Annotated in this window: 16 protein-coding genes and 1 pseudogene; 16 read left to right on the forward strand and 1 reads right to left on the reverse strand. The window is 61.3% G+C overall.

The window, feature by feature from the left end; genetic code table 11:
- The 11 genes from ACILRA_RS09040 to ACILRA_RS09090 all read left to right on the forward strand — a co-directional run.
- Positions 1–476, forward strand: a 476-nt coding sequence (locus ACILRA_RS09040) for an SDR family NAD(P)-dependent oxidoreductase (RefSeq protein WP_395661774.1), incomplete at its 5' end; no start/stop codon positions are given.
- Between the two features lie 8 nt (positions 477–484).
- A complete protein-coding gene (locus ACILRA_RS09045) occupies positions 485–1,582 on the forward strand; it encodes a mannonate dehydratase (RefSeq protein ID WP_395661775.1) in 1,098 nt (365 codons plus the stop codon).
- Between the two features lie 88 nt (positions 1,583–1,670).
- The gene (locus tag ACILRA_RS09050) at positions 1,671–2,396 is read left to right on the forward strand and encodes a FadR/GntR family transcriptional regulator (protein WP_395661776.1); all 726 of its coding nucleotides are present in this window, start codon (positions 1,671–1,673) and stop codon (positions 2,394–2,396) included.
- A 4-nt stretch (positions 2,397–2,400) separates the two neighbouring features.
- Positions 2,401–3,603: a mandelate racemase/muconate lactonizing enzyme family protein gene (locus ACILRA_RS09055; protein WP_395661789.1), complete on the forward strand. Its 1,203-nt coding sequence runs from the start codon at positions 2,401–2,403 to the stop codon at positions 3,601–3,603.
- A gap of 44 nt (positions 3,604–3,647) precedes the next feature.
- A complete protein-coding gene (locus ACILRA_RS09060) occupies positions 3,648–4,628 on the forward strand; it encodes a sugar ABC transporter substrate-binding protein (RefSeq protein WP_395661777.1) in 981 nt (326 codons plus the stop codon).
- Positions 4,629–4,692: 64 nt separating this feature from the next.
- Positions 4,693–5,670 (forward strand): ABC transporter permease, encoded by a 978-nt coding sequence (locus ACILRA_RS09065; RefSeq protein ID WP_395661778.1) that lies wholly within the window; start codon positions 4,693–4,695, stop codon positions 5,668–5,670.
- A 1-nt stretch (position 5,671) separates the two neighbouring features.
- The gene (locus ACILRA_RS09070; protein WP_395661779.1) at positions 5,672–6,403 is read left to right on the forward strand and encodes an ATP-binding cassette domain-containing protein; all 732 of its coding nucleotides are present in this window, start codon (positions 5,672–5,674) and stop codon (positions 6,401–6,403) included.
- A gap of 12 nt (positions 6,404–6,415) precedes the next feature.
- Entirely contained in the window at positions 6,416–7,177 is a 762-nt protein-coding gene (locus ACILRA_RS09075; RefSeq protein ID WP_395661780.1) for an SDR family oxidoreductase, read from the forward strand.
- A 46-nt stretch (positions 7,178–7,223) separates the two neighbouring features.
- Positions 7,224–8,300 (forward strand): fatty acid desaturase family protein, encoded by a 1,077-nt coding sequence (locus ACILRA_RS09080; RefSeq protein WP_395661781.1) that lies wholly within the window; start codon positions 7,224–7,226, stop codon positions 8,298–8,300.
- Between the two features lie 10 nt (positions 8,301–8,310).
- Entirely contained in the window at positions 8,311–9,114 is an 804-nt protein-coding gene (locus ACILRA_RS09085) for a 3-methyl-2-oxobutanoate hydroxymethyltransferase (protein WP_395661782.1), read from the forward strand.
- A gap of 1 nt (position 9,115) precedes the next feature.
- Entirely contained in the window at positions 9,116–9,430 is a 315-nt protein-coding gene (locus ACILRA_RS09090; protein ID WP_395661783.1) for a MocE family 2Fe-2S type ferredoxin, read from the forward strand.
- Positions 9,431–9,624: 194 nt separating this feature from the next.
- Here ACILRA_RS09090 and ACILRA_RS09095 read toward each other — a convergent pair whose 3' ends face one another.
- Entirely contained in the window at positions 9,625–11,079 is a 1,455-nt protein-coding gene (locus ACILRA_RS09095; RefSeq protein ID WP_395661784.1) for an FGGY-family carbohydrate kinase, read from the reverse strand.
- Positions 11,080–11,140: 61 nt separating this feature from the next.
- Here ACILRA_RS09095 and ACILRA_RS09100 point away from each other — a divergent pair, with 61 nt between their 5' ends.
- From ACILRA_RS09100 to ACILRA_RS09120, 5 genes and pseudogenes are all read left to right on the forward strand, one after another.
- The gene (locus ACILRA_RS09100) at positions 11,141–12,070 is read left to right on the forward strand and encodes a substrate-binding domain-containing protein (RefSeq protein WP_395661785.1); all 930 of its coding nucleotides are present in this window, start codon (positions 11,141–11,143) and stop codon (positions 12,068–12,070) included.
- A gap of 23 nt (positions 12,071–12,093) precedes the next feature.
- Positions 12,094–13,059: an ABC transporter permease gene (locus tag ACILRA_RS09105; protein ID WP_395661786.1), complete on the forward strand. Its 966-nt coding sequence runs from the start codon at positions 12,094–12,096 to the stop codon at positions 13,057–13,059.
- Positions 13,060–13,116: 57 nt separating this feature from the next.
- A complete protein-coding gene (locus ACILRA_RS09110) occupies positions 13,117–13,299 on the forward strand; it encodes a hypothetical protein (protein ID WP_395661787.1) in 183 nt (60 codons plus the stop codon).
- A 180-nt stretch (positions 13,300–13,479) separates the two neighbouring features.
- Positions 13,480–15,075 carry an FAD-dependent oxidoreductase gene (locus ACILRA_RS09115; RefSeq protein ID WP_395661788.1) on the forward strand — a complete coding sequence of 532 codons (1,596 nt, stop codon included), beginning with the start codon at positions 13,480–13,482 and terminating at the stop codon, positions 15,073–15,075.
- A 565-nt stretch (positions 15,076–15,640) separates the two neighbouring features.
- Positions 15,641–15,821: pseudogene (locus ACILRA_RS09120) on the forward strand (LacI family transcriptional regulator); the annotation flags it as partial.

A 15,821-nucleotide genomic window follows, 5' to 3' on the forward strand; every position in this document is an offset into this window, starting at 1 on the left:
CCACATGGGAGCGCTGTATGGCGGTGAACGTCGGCTCGATCTATAACACGGCTCATTACGGCATTCCGCACATGGCGGCACGCGGGGGCGGGGCCATCGTCAACATTTCTTCGGTGCAGGGGCATAACTGCCAGCAGAACGTGGCGGCCTATGTGGCGAGCAAGGGTGCCATTCACGCACTGACGCGCGCCATGGCACTGGACCATGCTTCAGCCGGAATCCGGGTCAATTCGGTGTCTCCGGGCTCGGTGCGGACACCCCTTCTGTCGCTGGCGGCGCGCACCTACGGCGGTGAGGGGGTTAGCGAGGAACAGGCGTTCCAGCGCTTCGGTGCGGCGCACCCCATTGGCCGCATCGGAGAACCCGAGGAAATTGCTGAAATGGTTGCTTATCTGGCCTCGCCACGGGCAGGCTTCGTGACAGGTTCGGACTTCCGGATTGACGGCGGGCTGACGGCCGGCCTTGGCGTGAAGTGAGGGGACGTATGATGAAGATCGGACTTGGTTTCTACCGCGAGCAACTCCACCGCGACAATTTCCGTTTTGCCGTACAGGCAGGTGTCAGCCATGTGGTCGCTCACCTCACCAACTACTTTGCTGGCCGCGATCCCAAGATCTTCAGCGGCGACCCGCGCCAGGGCTGGGGTGATTGCTCAAGTGACACGCTCTGGACGTATGATGAATTGTCATCGCTCGTTGCGGCGCTAAAGGCAGAGGGGCTGGAACTGGCAGCGCTCGAGAACTTCTCCCCGAAGTTCTGGTATGACGTGCTGCTCGATGGGCCGGAACGCGCTGCGCAAATCGAGGGCCTGAAGCAGCTGATCCGCGACGCGGGCCGCGCCGGCATTCCCTGCATCGGCTATAACTTCTCGATTGCCGGTGTCTATGGCTGGACGCGCGGACCCTATGCGCGCGGCGGCGCCAATTCCGTGGGCTATGGTGTTGGCGAGGCGGAGACGGAGGCCCCCATTCCCGACGGCATGGTGTGGAACATGCGCTACCGGCCGGAGAGGCCCGGTATTGCGCCCGTCAGTCTGAGCGATGATGATTTGTGGGAGCGGCTGCAGCGCTTCCTCGCCGACGTCATTCCAGTGGCGGAAGAGGCCGGCGTGACGCTGGCGGCCCATCCGGACGATCCGCCGGTGGACCTGTTGCGCGGCACGCCGCGGTTGGTGAACCGGCCGGAGAAGTACGACCGGCTGATGTCCCTCGTGCCGTCGCCGCGCAATGGTCTGGAGCTTTGCCTCGGCTCGCTGCAGGAGATGCCGGGTGGTGACATCTACGACCATGTGCGCCGCTTCGCGCGCTCCGGCCGCATCGGATATATCCACTTCCGCAACGTGAAGGGCAAGGTCCCGCGCTACGTCGAGAGCTTCGTCGACGATGGCGACATCGACATGGCGGAGATCGTCCGAATCCTGCGGGACGAGGGCTACGATGGCGTGCTGATACCCGACCATACGCCCGAGATGAGCTGCGAGGCCTCCTGGCATGCCGGCAAGGCCTATGCGCTCGGCTACATGAAGGCGCTTGTCCAGAATGCCCATGCGCTGGGCCCCCAGCGGACGGTCAGGGTCGCGTGAGCTGGTCAAAACGCTCTAACGCCTATTGACAGACTGGTTGAGCTGATGTGTCTTACTGTTTTGTTGAGACCTATCAGATAGGAAGGCAATGGCGAGGGCGCTTGCAGCTTCAACTGCAACCGAGACGGGTGAGAGCCTTGTCTCCCGCGCCATGCATGCCATCAACCAGCATATTCGCGATGAGGGTCTTCGCCGGGGCCAGCCCATCCCCAGCGAGCAGGCTTTCGCGCTGCAGATGGGTGTTTCGCGGGCGGTGGTGCGCGAGGCCTTCCGTTCGCTTGCAACCGTGGGGGTCATCGAGGTTGGCAACGGCCGGCGCGCCCGCGTGGGCGGCATTGATGACACCGTGCTGCCCATCATCCTCAACCACGCGGTGCTGACGGACCAGGTCTCCATCCAGCAGATTTATGACGTGCGCCGCGCCATTGAACTGCGCACTGTTGCGCTCGCCGCGCTCCGGCGCACCCCAGCGGAGGCAGGAGAGATCCTCGCCCTGACAGAGTGCATGGAACGCGATTTCGATGCGCCGGAGAAGGTGAAGGAAAGCGACATCGCCTTTCACGAGGCAATTGCGCGCGCCTCATGCAATCCGCTCTTCGCTCTCATCGTCAGTGCGTTCCGTGTCATCACCGAGAAGACTTGGCACATCGGCTGGTCGAGCAGGCCAACCGACGCTGAGCGCCATGCCAATGTGCTCTGCCACCGCCGCATCGCCGAGGCCATAGGCCGGCAGAATGCGCGTGAGGCCGAGGCTTTGATGGCCGAGCACTTCGACAATTCCGTCAAGGCGCTCCTGGCAGCAGGTATCACCTGACATGCTGAAGATCACCGGGCTCGAAACCATCCGCATTTCCGACTTCGGCAACCTGCTGTGGCTGCAACTGCATACGAGCGAGGGCATAAAGGGTCTGGGCGAGACCTTCATGCACCCCGCCGCAGTCGAAACCTATCTGCACGAGGCCGTGGCGCCGAAGATCATCGGGCGCGATGCGCTGGCAATCGACGCCATCTCGCGCGACCTCACGGGCTACCTCGGTTTCGCATCCACCGGAGTTGAGAGCCGGGCGGCTTCCGCCATCGACATCGCGCTGTGGGACTTGTTCGGCAAGGTGACAGGACAGCCCATCGTGCAGTTGCTTGGCGGCTGGACGCGGCGGGAGATCCGCACCTACAACACCTGTGCCGGCACGCATTACATGCGCCGGAACGAGGACCAGTCCACCCGCAACTGGGGCCTCGGGAAGGATGATCCTTCGCTCGGCCTCGATGACCTCGATGCCTTCCTCAACCGCGCCGGCGAACTGGCCCAGTCGCTGCTGGCGGAGGGCATCAGCGCCATGAAGATATGGCCCTTCGACATTGCCGCAGAGCGCAGCCACGGCTGGGACATTTCGGCTGAGGAGTTGAAGCACGCGTTGCGCCCCTTCGAGAAGATTCGCGCGGCGGTTGGCGACCGGATGGACATCATGGTGGAGTTTCACTCCATGTGGCAACTGATGCCCGCCATCCGGATCGCGCGTGCGCTCTCGCCCTTCGACACTTACTGGCATGAAGACCCGATCAAGATGGATACGCTGGCGGACCTCAAGCGCTATGCGGAGAACAGCCAAGCACCGGTCTGCGCCTCCGAGACGCTGGCCAGCCGCTTCCGCTTCCGCGACCTGCTGGAAACGCAGGCAGCGGGCGTCATCATGCTCGACCTCGCCTGGTGCGGCGGCATTTCCGAGGCCCGCAAGATTGCGGCCATGGCGGAGGCCTGGAAGCTTCCCGTGGCGCCGCATGACTGCACGGGCCCTGTGGTGCTTGCCGCATCGACACATCTTTCACTCAATGCCCCCAACGCGCTTATCCAGGAATCCGTCCGCGCCTATTACAAGACCTGGTATCGCGATGTGGTCACAGACGTTCCGCCGGTTCGCAATGGAATGATCACCGTGCCGGCGGGGCCAGGACTTGGCCTCGAACTCCATCCAGAGATCGAGAAGAGGTACAAGCCGACGAGACGATTAACCGAAGCCTGAGTAACATCCGTCCGTCAGTGGCGGGAAACAATGGGAGACAAGATATGAACAGGAAATCGATGCGTGCGGCTCTGCTGGCCGCAAGCCTTCTGGCAGGAAGTTCCGCCGCCATGGCGGATGGTCTGAGCATTGCCTTCACCGTGCACTCATCGCCGTCCAACACCTTCTGGCAGGCGGTGAAGAAAGGCTTCGATGATGCCTGCGAGAAGGTGCAGGCGAGCTGCCAGATGATCTTCACCCAGACGGAAGGCTCAATCGAGCAGCAGGTGGCCAACATGCAGGCGGCGATCGCCTCCAAGCCCTATGCGCTCGTGACCTCGATCGTCGACAACAAGGCATTCGATCAGGTCATCGCCGATGCGCGCAAGGCCGGCATCGTGGTGATCGCCACCAATGTGGACGATACCGAGGGCTCCGCCGGCAACGAGCGCCAGGCCTTCATCGGCCAGGGCTTCATCGCGGCGGGTCATTCGCTGGCCAAGGCGCAGTCAGCCAACTTCCCCGCGGAAGGGCCGATCAAGGTCCTCGTCGGCATTTCGGCGCCCGGCCAGAACTGGTCCGAGCAGCGCGGCGGCGGCGTGATCAAGTTCCTCGAGGAATACAAGGCCGCCAACCCGGGCCGCGAGATCAGCTGGGAGCGTATCGATTCCGGCACAGACCTTGCGGTCGTGGGTGACCGCGTGGGCGCCAAGCTCGCCTCTGACGAGACGATCAACGCCTATTTCGACACCGGCTTCTGGCATGCCGCCGTCGCACGCGTGCTGCGTGACCGTGGCGTTCCCCCCGGCAAGGTGCTGCTCGGCGGCTTCGACCTCGTTCCCGAAGTGCTGAACGAGATGAAGAGCGGCTATGTGCAGGTGCAGGTGGACCAGCAGCCCTACATGCAGGGCTTCATGCCGGTGATGGAAGCCTACCTGTCGCAGAAGGTGGGCCTGTCGCCCGCCGACATCGACACGGGCCAGGGCATCGTGACGCCGGACCAGGTCGATGCGATCATGGAGCTCTCGAAGCAGGGCGTCCGCTGACGCGCCACGCAAATATCCGGCCGGGCTTCGTGGCCCGGCCGGTTCACACGCCCCGGGGAGAACGATGAAGAAATTCCTGAAGATCTACATGGAGCGGCCCGAGCTTGCGGGCCTCGCCCTGCTGGTGCTGCTGACCATCTTCTTCCAGCTGAAGTCAGGCGGCGTGTTCCTCAACAGCACCAACCTGCAGGGCATGCTCAGCATCCTGCCGGAGATGACGCTGGTGGCGCTGGGCGTCACCATCCTCATGATCTGCGGCGAGTTCGACCTGTCGGTCGGCTCCGTTTTCGCGCTCACCCCCATGGCTATCGCCATCATGCTGAATGGCGGCATTCCCTTCCCCGTGGCATTGTTCCTAGGCCTGCTGCTGGCCGCGGCCATCGGCTTCGCCAATGGCTTCATCACCATTCGCTTCTCCATCCCCAGCTTCATCACTACGCTTGGCATGCTGTTCGTGGCGCGCTCTCTGACCGTGGTGATTTCCGGCGGCTTCCCGCCGCTGCTGCCCACCGACATTCCGACCTGGCTGTTCAGCGGCTTCGTGGGGCCGGGCAATGTGGTGCGCATGTCCTTCGTCTGGCTGGTGCTGATCGCGCTTGCATTGGCGGCCATGATGTCGCTCACCAATTTTGGCAACTGGATCAGGGCCACCGGCGGGCAGCTTGATGCCGCGGTGAACATGGGCATTCCGGTCAATGCGACCAAGATGATCTGCTTCATGCTGTGCTCTGTTCTTGCGGGCTTCGCCGGCCTCATCCAGGTTATGCGGCTGGGCTCGCCGCTTCCATCCCTTGGCGAAGGGCTCGAGCTTCAGGCTGTAGCCGCCGCGGTGATCGGGGGAACAGCCCTCACCGGCGGCATCGGCACGGTGCTGGGCGCGATCATTGGCGCGACGCTCATCCGTGTCATCGATAACGGCCTCGTGCTGACCCGCGTCGATGCCAACTGGTTCAAGTTCGCCATCGGCATGCTGCTGATCCTGGCGGTCGTCTCCAACTCATGGCTGCGCCGCACGGCGCGCCGCATCAAGCTCGAGGTCTGACATGACGGCACCCATTATCGAATGCCGTAACCTCGACAAGTGGTACTCGGGCGTTCATGCCCTCAAGAATGTAAATCTCACCGTGAAGCAGGGCGAGGTTCTGGGCCTCGTGGGCGACAATGGTGCTGGCAAGTCCACCCTGATCAAGATCCTGTCGGGTGTCCACACGCCCGACAAGGGCGAAATCCTGATGGAGGGCAAGCCCGTTCAGATCCGAACGCCTAAGGCCGCGATGAACCTCGGCATCGAGACTATCTATCAGTACAATTCCATGGTCCCGACCATGTCGATTGCCCGCAACCTGTTCATCGGGCGCGAGCCGCTGCGCTTCTCGCTCGGCGGCTTCGGCATCATGGACCAGAAGCGCATGGCGCGTGAAAGCGTCTCGGCCATAGCCGACGTGGACCTGCACCTGCGCTCGCCCGATGCATTGGTGGGTGAGTTGTCCGGCGGACAGCGGCAGGGCGTGGCCATCGCGCGGGCCATGCATTTCAAGTCCAAGGTGCTGATCCTCGATGAGCCGACCAACCACCTCTCCGTCAAGGAGACGGACAAGGTGATCAGCTTCGTGAAAGGGCTGAAGCAGCAGGGCATCACTGGCATCTTCATCAGCCACAACATGCATCATGTGTTCCAGTCCTGCGACCGGGTTGTGGCCATGGCGCGCGGCGAGATCGTGTTCGACAGTCCCGTGGGCAAGACTTCGATCGACGAGGTCCATGGCTATCTCTAGGTGGCGGCAGGGATGACGACCAAAGGGCTTTCAGGCAAGACGGCGCTGCTGACGGGGGCATTGGGCTCGCTCGGCCGGGCGCAGGCCCGCAAACTCGCGGAGCACGGGGCATCGCTCCTGCTGCTTGACAGGCCCGGCATGGACGGCGGCTTGGCCTTCGCGGAGGAAATCGGCAAGGCCGGGGCGCCCGCCGCCCGCTTCATCCCGCAGGATCTGGGTGATACGGAGGGCGCAGCAATTCTCATCTCTGGCCTAGCACATGACGCCGGGGGGATCGACATTCTAATCAACAATGCCGCCGTCATCGTGAACAAGCCTGTGAGTGACGTCTCGGTTGCCGACTACGAGCAGCAAATGCGGGTGAATGCTACCGCCGCCTTTGCGCTGTGCCAGGCGGTAACCCCCGGCATGGTGGCGAAGGGCTATGGCAAGATCGTCAATTTCTGCTCACTCACGCTCAACGGGCGCTGGCAGGGTTATGTGCCCTATGTTGCGTCCAAGGGCGCGATGCTGGGGCTGACGAAATCCCTGGCGCGTGACCTCGGCGCCTCCGGCATCCGGGTCAATGCGATCTCGCCGGGTGCGGTGGTCTCCGAGGCAGAGCAGAGGGTGTTTGGCGATCGGATTGCCGAATACAATGATTGGGTGCTTGAGAACCAGTGCCTCAAGCAGCGCATCATGCCGGCAGATGTGGCGGGCCTGGTGCTGTTCCTTGTTTCCCCGGAATCCGACATGATGACGGGGCAGAATGTGGGTATCGATGGCGGGTGGTGACAGGGTGTTCGCCTGTTCCGCAGCCGCGGCAGAAAGAGGGAAGAGAATGATGAAACGCGACTACAGTCTCCACGGTGAGAGCACCAAGCTTGCCATAGAGGAAGGCCTGGCTTCGGCCGAGTGGTACCACACCGAGATTCCACGCGCCAAGATGAAGGAGCTGATGCAGCGCTCCGATGGGCCCGCGATCCGCGATACGCTGGTGTGGTTTCTCCTGCTCGCTGCCTCGCTCGCGGGCGGCATCTATTTCTGGGGCAGCTGGTGGTGCGTGCCGTTCTTCTTCGTCTATGGCACGCTTTATGGGTCAGCCAGCGATGCGCGTTGGCATGAAATGGGGCACGGCACGGCTTTCAAGACCCAATGGATGAACAACGCCGTCTACCAGATCGCCAGCTTCATGATCATGCGCAATCCGGTGGCCTGGCGCTGGAGCCACGCCCGCCATCACACCGATACGATCATCGTCGGCCGCGACGTTGAGATCGCGCTGATGCGCCCGCCGGCGCTGGCCAAGTGGGTGCTGAATTTCGTCGGAATTGTGGATGGCTACCTGTCGCTGAAGATCCTGGGGCGCAATGCGCTTGGCATCCTCTCGGATGACGAGAAGGACTATATCCCCAGCTCCGAATGGGCCAAGGTGATCCTTGCCGGGCGGCTGCATATGGCGGTCTATGCGCTGACCATCGCGGCGGCCATCTACATGGGATCATGGCTGCCGCTGATGATCATCGGCCTGCCGCGGTTCTATGGCTCATGGCATGCCGTACTGGTGGGCCTGCTGCAGCACGGTGGCCTCGCTGACAATGTGCTTGACCACCGCCTTAACTGCCGCACCGTCTACATGAACCCAGTCAGCCGGTTTCTTTACATGAACATGAACTATCATGTGGAGCACCACATGTTCCCCATGGTTCCGTTCCATGCGCTGCCCAGGTTGCATGAGCTGATCAGGCACGATCTGCCGGCACCCAACCGATCCATGTGGGAGGGTTATCGCGAAATGGTGCCCGCGTTGCTGCGCCAGCTCAAGTATGAAGACTATTTCCTGAAGCGTGAATTACCTCCGACCGCCCGGCCGTATCGGGAAACTGGTATTGGCGGCGCGCCCGTCGCAGCGGAATAGGGAGGATCGAATGCCCCGGAAGAGACCAACCATCGCCGATCTCCGCGCCCGCAAGGGCCAGGGTCAGCTGACCATGCTTCGCATCTTCACGATCGAGGAGGCGGAGGCCGCGGAGCAGGCCGGCATTGACATCGTGTCACTTCCGCCTGAACTCCTCACCCACCCGCGTTACCGCGAGGTGGCGCCAGGGCTGTTCTCCATGACGGGGATGACCCATCTCGAGTATGGATCGCGTGACGAATACCGGCGGTTTGCTGGGCAAATGCTTCAGGCGGGTGGCGATGCCGTCTATTGCAGCGGCGGCCTCGAGACCGTGCGCTTTCTGGCGGAGGACCACATTCCCGTGGTGGGCCATGTCGGACTTGTGCCCTCGCGCGCCACATGGACGGGGGGATTTCGCGCCGTGGGCAAGACCGCTGAATCCGCTCTTGCCTTGTTTGAAGAGTGCAAGGCCTACGAAGCCGCCGGGGCTTTTGCAGTCGAGATCGAGGTGGTGCCTGTCGAAGTGGCAACTGTCATCAGCAAGCGGCTGCCGCTGTTGCTCTGGTCGATGGGGGCTGGCCCTGGCTGCGATGCGCAGTATCTCTTCGCTGAAGACATTCTTGGAACCAACCGCGGGCACATGCCGCGCCATGCCAAGGTCTACCGCAACTTTGCGGCCGAGTTCGACAGGCTCCAGCAAGAGCGCGTCTCTGCCTTCAGCGAATTCATTGCCGATGTGAGATTGGGCAACTATCCGGAAGAAAGGCACCTGGTGCGTATGCCAGAATCTGAGCTTGCTGCCTTTGCGGACATGATGGACAAAGCGAACTGACATGACAAATTGGGTAGCTGCTTGCAGCGTCGAAGACGTTGCTTTGGAAGATGTCATTCGATTTGATCACGGTAGCCGGACCTTCGCAGTCTACCGGTCGCCGGCCGGCCAGTACTATGCGACGGATGGGCTTTGCACCCATGAGAAAATCCACCTCGCTGATGGTCTGGTCATGGACAACATCATCGAATGCCCGAAGCATAATGGCCGCTTCGACTACCGTACCGGCGAGGCCAAGGGCGCGCCCGTCTGCATCAATCTTCGCACCTATCCGGTGCGTGTCGATGATGGTAAGGTACTCATTGATGTCAGCTGATGAAGCGTATTGGAGCTGACATCAGCGTTGTTCTTCCGCTCGACTGAGTGTCATGCAGCGTGATGGTTTCTGAACCATGGTTCCTCTGATCCGTCAGATCATCTGAGACAGCCGGGTGCGTTATCGCAGAGCGAATCAGGCTTGGGTGATATCTCTGCGACGCGGCACGAGGTTGCTTGTGGGTCCTCCAGTGTCTATTCGCTGACCCGGTAGACCGGGCGCAATTGGCCGTATGTCTGCCCGTACGCCTCATAGCGTTCCTGGTGGCGGGACTGAGTTTCCGGGCGTGACGTAAACTCATGGTCAAACTGGACGAAGTGCCGCGTCGCCTCCTGAAGAGAGGAATAGCTGCCAACGCCCACACCAGCCATCAGTGCCGCGCCGAGTACGCCGGCGTCGCGCATGGTTGTGCGGCGTAGCCGGGTTCCCAGAACATCGGAACGGATCTGGCACCAGAGATCGGAGGCAGCGCCACCGCCAGCATGGTGAATCACGTCGGCCTCGCGGCAGGCTGACTGCGCAAGCCTGTCGAAAACGAGCCGGGCCGAATAGGCCACGCCCTCCAGAACGGCGAGCGAGAATTCAGCGGCGCCAGTGGCTGAGGTTAGCCCGGTGAAAGATCCCCGCGCATGCGCATCCCACAGTGGGGCCCGCTCGCCATCCAGATGGGGCAGGAATAGTGGCACGTGTCGGAGATCTGCCCTGCAGGCGAGGTCGAAAACCTCCGTGACACTCCTGCCGACCAGGCGTGCCAGCCATTCCACTGAGGCTCCTCCCGATTGCGTGGGGCCCGCATGCAGCACGATCCCCTCACACTCCGCAAAGGATATGACACCTTCAGCTGGATGCCTCTGATGCGACAGGATGCCGAGGATTTCGCTCGTACCACTGAGGTACACTCCCTCTCCATCTTCCGAAACCCCGGCGCCCAGTAGACCGGACCAGGCATCCATGGTGCCCGTGACGACCGGAACGCCTGCGCAGGGCAGACCAGCGCGAATCCGGCCTGCTGGAGCGGTGAAGCCACTCATTCGTGGTATGTGTGAAGCAGCGCCGGGGATGAGGTCCATCAACGGGCCAATCAATTCCAGGTTCTGGTCGAGAATGCCGAAATTGGTCATTGGATCTGCCACGGCCTCACCCGTAAGGTGGAAGATGCAGTAATCCTTCGGGGCCATGACGAAGCAGGTGCGCGCCCATAATTCGGGCGCGCTGCGGGCGAGGAAGGCCATGCGTGCGAGGATATGGCTGGCGTCCACCGGAAGCGGCGCACCCCACCAGCGGATCTTGTCATCGGCGGTGACTTTCGCGTCGAGTGCCATGGCGTCGGCCGCACAGCGCGTGTCCTGCCAGGTGAGTGCAGGTAGAAGTGCTTCGCCGTGTTCATCGGCAAAAACGTGGGTGTTGACTTGCGAGCAAATGCCCACAGCACTCACCTGCATTCCTTCTGCCAGTTCGGCAAGTGCCCGGTAGACCAGACGTCTCCAGTCTCGGGGGTCCTGCTCGACATGACCGGGCGCTGGCCGCATGGTGGGGTAGCGCTCGCTGAAGCGGCGGATGACATTTCCCTTCATGTCGAAAAGCGCGGCCTTCACCGCGGTCGTACCCACATCAATCCCGATCAGCATGGCCTCCTCCTTGTCACTCACGGGTGACTGTGCTTACGTTGCGCGCCACTTCAATGCAGCAATAAAACGAGGGGAAGCAGCGATGAAACGCAGGGAAATTCTAGGGGTTGGCTTGGCGGTGGCGATGTTGGGGGCAAGCAGCCTGGCCGCAAATGCTGCGGGCGAAAAGATCGCCATCGTGACGCCATACCTCGCGCAGCCCGGAACGCAGTTCTACGTCGAGGCATTCCAGGAGAAGGCGAAAGAATTCGGCTGGGAGGTAAACGTTGTCGACACCAAGGGTGACGTTGCCGCTGCCGTGGGGCGCATCGAGGATGCTGCGAACCAGAAGGTCTCCGCGATTGTCATCAACGTCGATCCCTCGCAGGTGCAGGCTGGCCTCGAGTCGGCAAAGGCTGCAGGTGTTCCGGTTTTCGGAATGGATGCAGGGGCGACGCCGCTTCTCGTCACGAACGTCACGTCCAATGGCTATGCGATGGCGGCGGACACCGCCGCGTATGTTGCGAACCGGCTGGGCGGCAAGGGCAACGTGGTGATGTTTGTGTTCGACGCCTTCCCGCCAGTGCAGCAGCGCGGCGTTATCGCCGATGCAATCTTCGCGAATAACCCGGACATCAAGGTCATTGACCGTGTGACGCCTGATGTGCAGGACGGCGGCATCGCCGACAGCCGCGCCAAGATGGAAGCCATTCTTGCCGCGAACCCTGAGAAGGGTTCAATCGGTGCGGTGTGGGCTGCATGGGACCAGCCGGCGCTCGGCGCGCTGCAAGCCATTGAGGCCGCAGGCCGTGGCGGCGAAGGCATTGTGGTCACCGGCATTGACGCCAATCCCGAGGCACGCGATGCGATCGCCCAGGGCGGCAGTTTTGAGGCGTCCATGGCGCAGGACTTCAAGGGAATTGGCTTCATGACGGCAGATGCGGTGAAGCGCCACCTCGGTGGTGAGCAGATCAAGCAGGGCGTGATCTATGTGCCCACGAAGCTGATCACTTCCGCAAACGTCAAGGAATAAGAAGAAGCATTCTGGCTTCAGGCGTGGTGCAGTTCATTCGCAGCTACGGCACGCTTGCGTGCTTTGCGTTGCTGGTGGTGTTATTCTGGGTTCTGCTGCCCGGCACGTTCGGGACCCCGCGGAACCTGTTTAACATCACCCAGCAGGTCAGCATGCTGGCCGTCACCGCCTTCGCGATGACCATCGTCATGGCGATGGGCGATTATGACTTGAGTGTTGGCTCCATGGCGAGCCTCGCCGGGATCGTGGCGGCGGTTACGTTCAAGGAGTTTGATGCCGCGGGCCTCGCATTGGTGGCAGCCCTTGTGGTTGGCTTTCTGGGGGGTGCGCTGAATGGCTTCCTGGTGAGCTATCTCGGCATTTTGCCGTTCGTGGCAACCCTCGGCACTTTGACGGTGTTCAGCGGATTGGCGTTCCTCCTGGCTGGGGGCAAGACGATCTTTGGTAGTGATATTCCGGCCAGCTTTGGCGCATTTGCACGCAGCGGCATTCCTGTGTGGAAACAGGGCGAGGCGATAATCGCCATCCCGAACCTTACCGTCGTCGCGGCGGTTACGTTCCTTGCGGTATGGTTTCTCTTGCAGAAAATGGTGTTCGGCCGCCATCTCTATGCCATGGGGGGTAATTCTGAGGCCGCACGGCTCGCGGGCATCGCCGTAAAGCGCACGCGCCTCATCGCCTTTGCGCTTTCGGGGCTTGCGGCCTCCGTTGCAGGTCTCATGTACATGAGCCGCGTTGCATCGGCCAACCCCACGCAAGGGTCCGGCCTGATGCTTGATGCGATTGCTGCGGTATTCCTCGGCATGACAATGAGTGCGAATGGAGAACCGCGCGTTCTCAATACCTTGGCAGGTGTCCTCTTCCTGGGCGTACTCTCCAACGGTCTTACGCAATTGAGCATTGATAGCTACGTTCGCGATATTCTGGTTGGCAGCATCATCATTGCGGCAGTCGCCGTAAGCGGGCTTGAAAAGCTGCGCAGGAACTAAGTCTGCAGTCAATTGCCGCAAGACGCAGGGGGTCGTTCTACGAAGAGGCCGGCTTGAATGAAGTCCGTTTATCGGCAGCTTGACGTGAACAATGTCCTTTGGTCTTTCAACATCACCGGAAACGGCTGCATCGCCCATGTCATCGTCAGTCCCTCGGGTTGCCGGCCTGCCAATATGTCCTCCACGATCTCCAGTGCCAGCAGCGTCATGCGCTGCACCCAGCTGATGCTGTATGGGTGAATGCCCTGAAAAGCGAAGGACTGCGAGCTGAACGCGCAAGTCCTCCTGCCATCTTCAGTGCAGTATGTACCTCAGTCCTCCGAGAATGCCGCTGAGATCAATAATGCATGGACGTGACCGTTAAATTGCAGGGACTACACGTGTTGCCTGACACCTAAGCAACGTCTAACGTCAATTCCCATGATGAAAGCTGCGTTTGATTGTGAAGTACTCGTCGTTGGCGCCGGGCCTGTTGGTCTTGCGACAGCCTTGTCTCTGGTCGCTCAGGGAGTGGATGTGCGCATCATCGATGATATGCCGGCGCGCCATGCCACACCCCGGGCCAGCGCGATCCATGCGCGTACATTGGAACTGTTGGCGCCCTTCGGTGTCGCAGACCGGATAGCTGCCTATGCGCAGCCAATCCGGGACGTGTGTTTCTTCGACGCGCAGGGCAAGGAGGTTTTTCGCCGGCAACTTCGCGCCATCGATTCGCAATATCCGGCGCAGCAGAATCTGCAGCAATGGCACGCCGAGTGGATCATCGCCGAGCAGTTGTTGGCCCGCGGGGTGAGCGTTCAGGCTTCTACCAAATGTACGGGGTTGGTGCAGGACAGTGAGGGCGTCTTGGCCAGCATCGTAACTGAGGACGGCCTCTCGACATTGCGTTGCCGCTACCTCATCGGGGCTGATGGTGCCCGGAGCACGGTGCGAAAAGCCTGTGGTACGAGAATGGTTGGCACGGACTACCCCGAGCGCTGGATCGGTGGCGAACTTGAGATCGAGCACACCGAGGTCATTACCGAGGTGCACGCCCTGTTCGGAGCCGAGCGCTTTGCCTTCAAGCTCCCGCTGGACGGGGGATTGATGTTCTTCGCGATCCTGCAGGACGATGAATATCCCGATGCTCGGCCCGGTCCGGCGGATCCGAACCACGTGATGGATGTCTACAAGGCGTCGTTCGGCGCTTACCCGCACCTTGCCTCACGCGTTCTGGGTGTTTCGTGGAGCGGTCACTTTGAGATGCACAACTGCTGCGTTCCGGATTTCCGCATTGGCAGGGTCTTCCTGGCGGGTGACGCCGCACACCTGGTGTCGGCTGCTGGTGGCTATGGAATGAATGGGGGCATCCAGGACGGCATTAATCTTGCCTGGCGGCTGGCTGCGCATCTCCGCCTGAATGCGGACGCTACGATCCTCGATGGCTACAACGTCGACAGGCAGGAAATGTTTGTGTTGATCAGTGCAATGAGCGACAGCACGCACCAGATGATGGCCGACCGTGACGTCGAGGCATTGAGGAGTCCAGAACTGCGCTTGCCTGAGTTCATGGCGATGGCAGATCGCGCGGTAGGAGAGGTTGGTCTCAGTTACACGCGCGATCGCATGTGGCGGGACGAGGCTGAGACCGGCGCCTTCCGGGTGGGCATGCGCGTACCGCCGACAGCGGACTTCGCGAGCGGGGAAGGTGCTTCGAGGACCTGGGCCAGCCTTTACGACGGCTTTAACTGGACGGTGGTGCTGGCGGTGCCCGATCGCAAGTCGCTCAGAACCGCTGAAATTCGTCTCTTCGACCTGGCGGCGCTGGTCTGGCTCAATGGTCGTGTGCGGCTTGTTGTGGCGGCAGGCGATGCCTTTGCCTGGAACGCACCGCGGCCCACGTTGTATGTTGTGCGTCCTGACGGCTATATCGCGTTTCGCAGTGATGCGGAACCCGGGCAACTGCCCGATGTCGGCCGGCTGACGGAATGGCTGATAGAGAATTTTGCAGGCTCGCTCGCGCCTTCGGGTCCTTAGCATGAGCCTGCTTATCAATATCGTCTCGGGGAGGCACTGCGCCGGCCTCAATTTTTTGGAGCACAATCCGCGAAAGTGGCAACCATTTTTGCGATAAGATCATGCTCAAGCAGTTGAACGTGCGCGATTTCCTTTCGAGCAGGTGCTTCCGCCTGGTTGGAACGTTCGCGAGTCGGGAGGCTTGCCAGCAACTCCGGGATTGCATTCCCTCTTGGATCGACGAACTGGACGTCTTCTTTGCATTTGACTAGCGCGCGTTCCGACCAGGTGGAATCACCTGGTCGAAAAGAACTCGCGCAAGTTCAATGGCTTGAGCATGATCTTTTCGCAAAAGTGGTTTCCACTTTTGCGGATCATGCTCTAATGCTCACCGGCCGCTGGAGGCCCCGAACCTGCGGCGTGCCGTTGAGCTAGTCCGGCTCATGGGATTGTCCTAACATCACTATGGAGGCAGTCACTGACGACCATCCAGGACATAGCAAAGGCCGCGGGCGTTTCCACCGCCACCGTCTCACATGTCATCAACAAGTCGCGCTACGTCAAGCCCGAGACGAGCGCTCGTGTGTTGGCCGCCATTGAGAGGCTGCGTTACCGTGTCGATGGGATTGCGCGCAGCCTGCGGCGCAGTAACACCGGGACAATCGGGCTGATGATATCAGATATTTCAAACCCCTATTTTTCGGATCTGGTGCGTGGCGTCGAGGATGCCGTTTATGGCGCCGACAAAGGATACAACCTCGTCCTCT

The sequence above is a fragment of the Aestuariivirga sp. genome, from assembly GCF_044239095.1.
Taxonomy (GTDB): Bacteria; Pseudomonadota; Alphaproteobacteria; order Rhizobiales; family Aestuariivirgaceae; genus Aestuariivirga.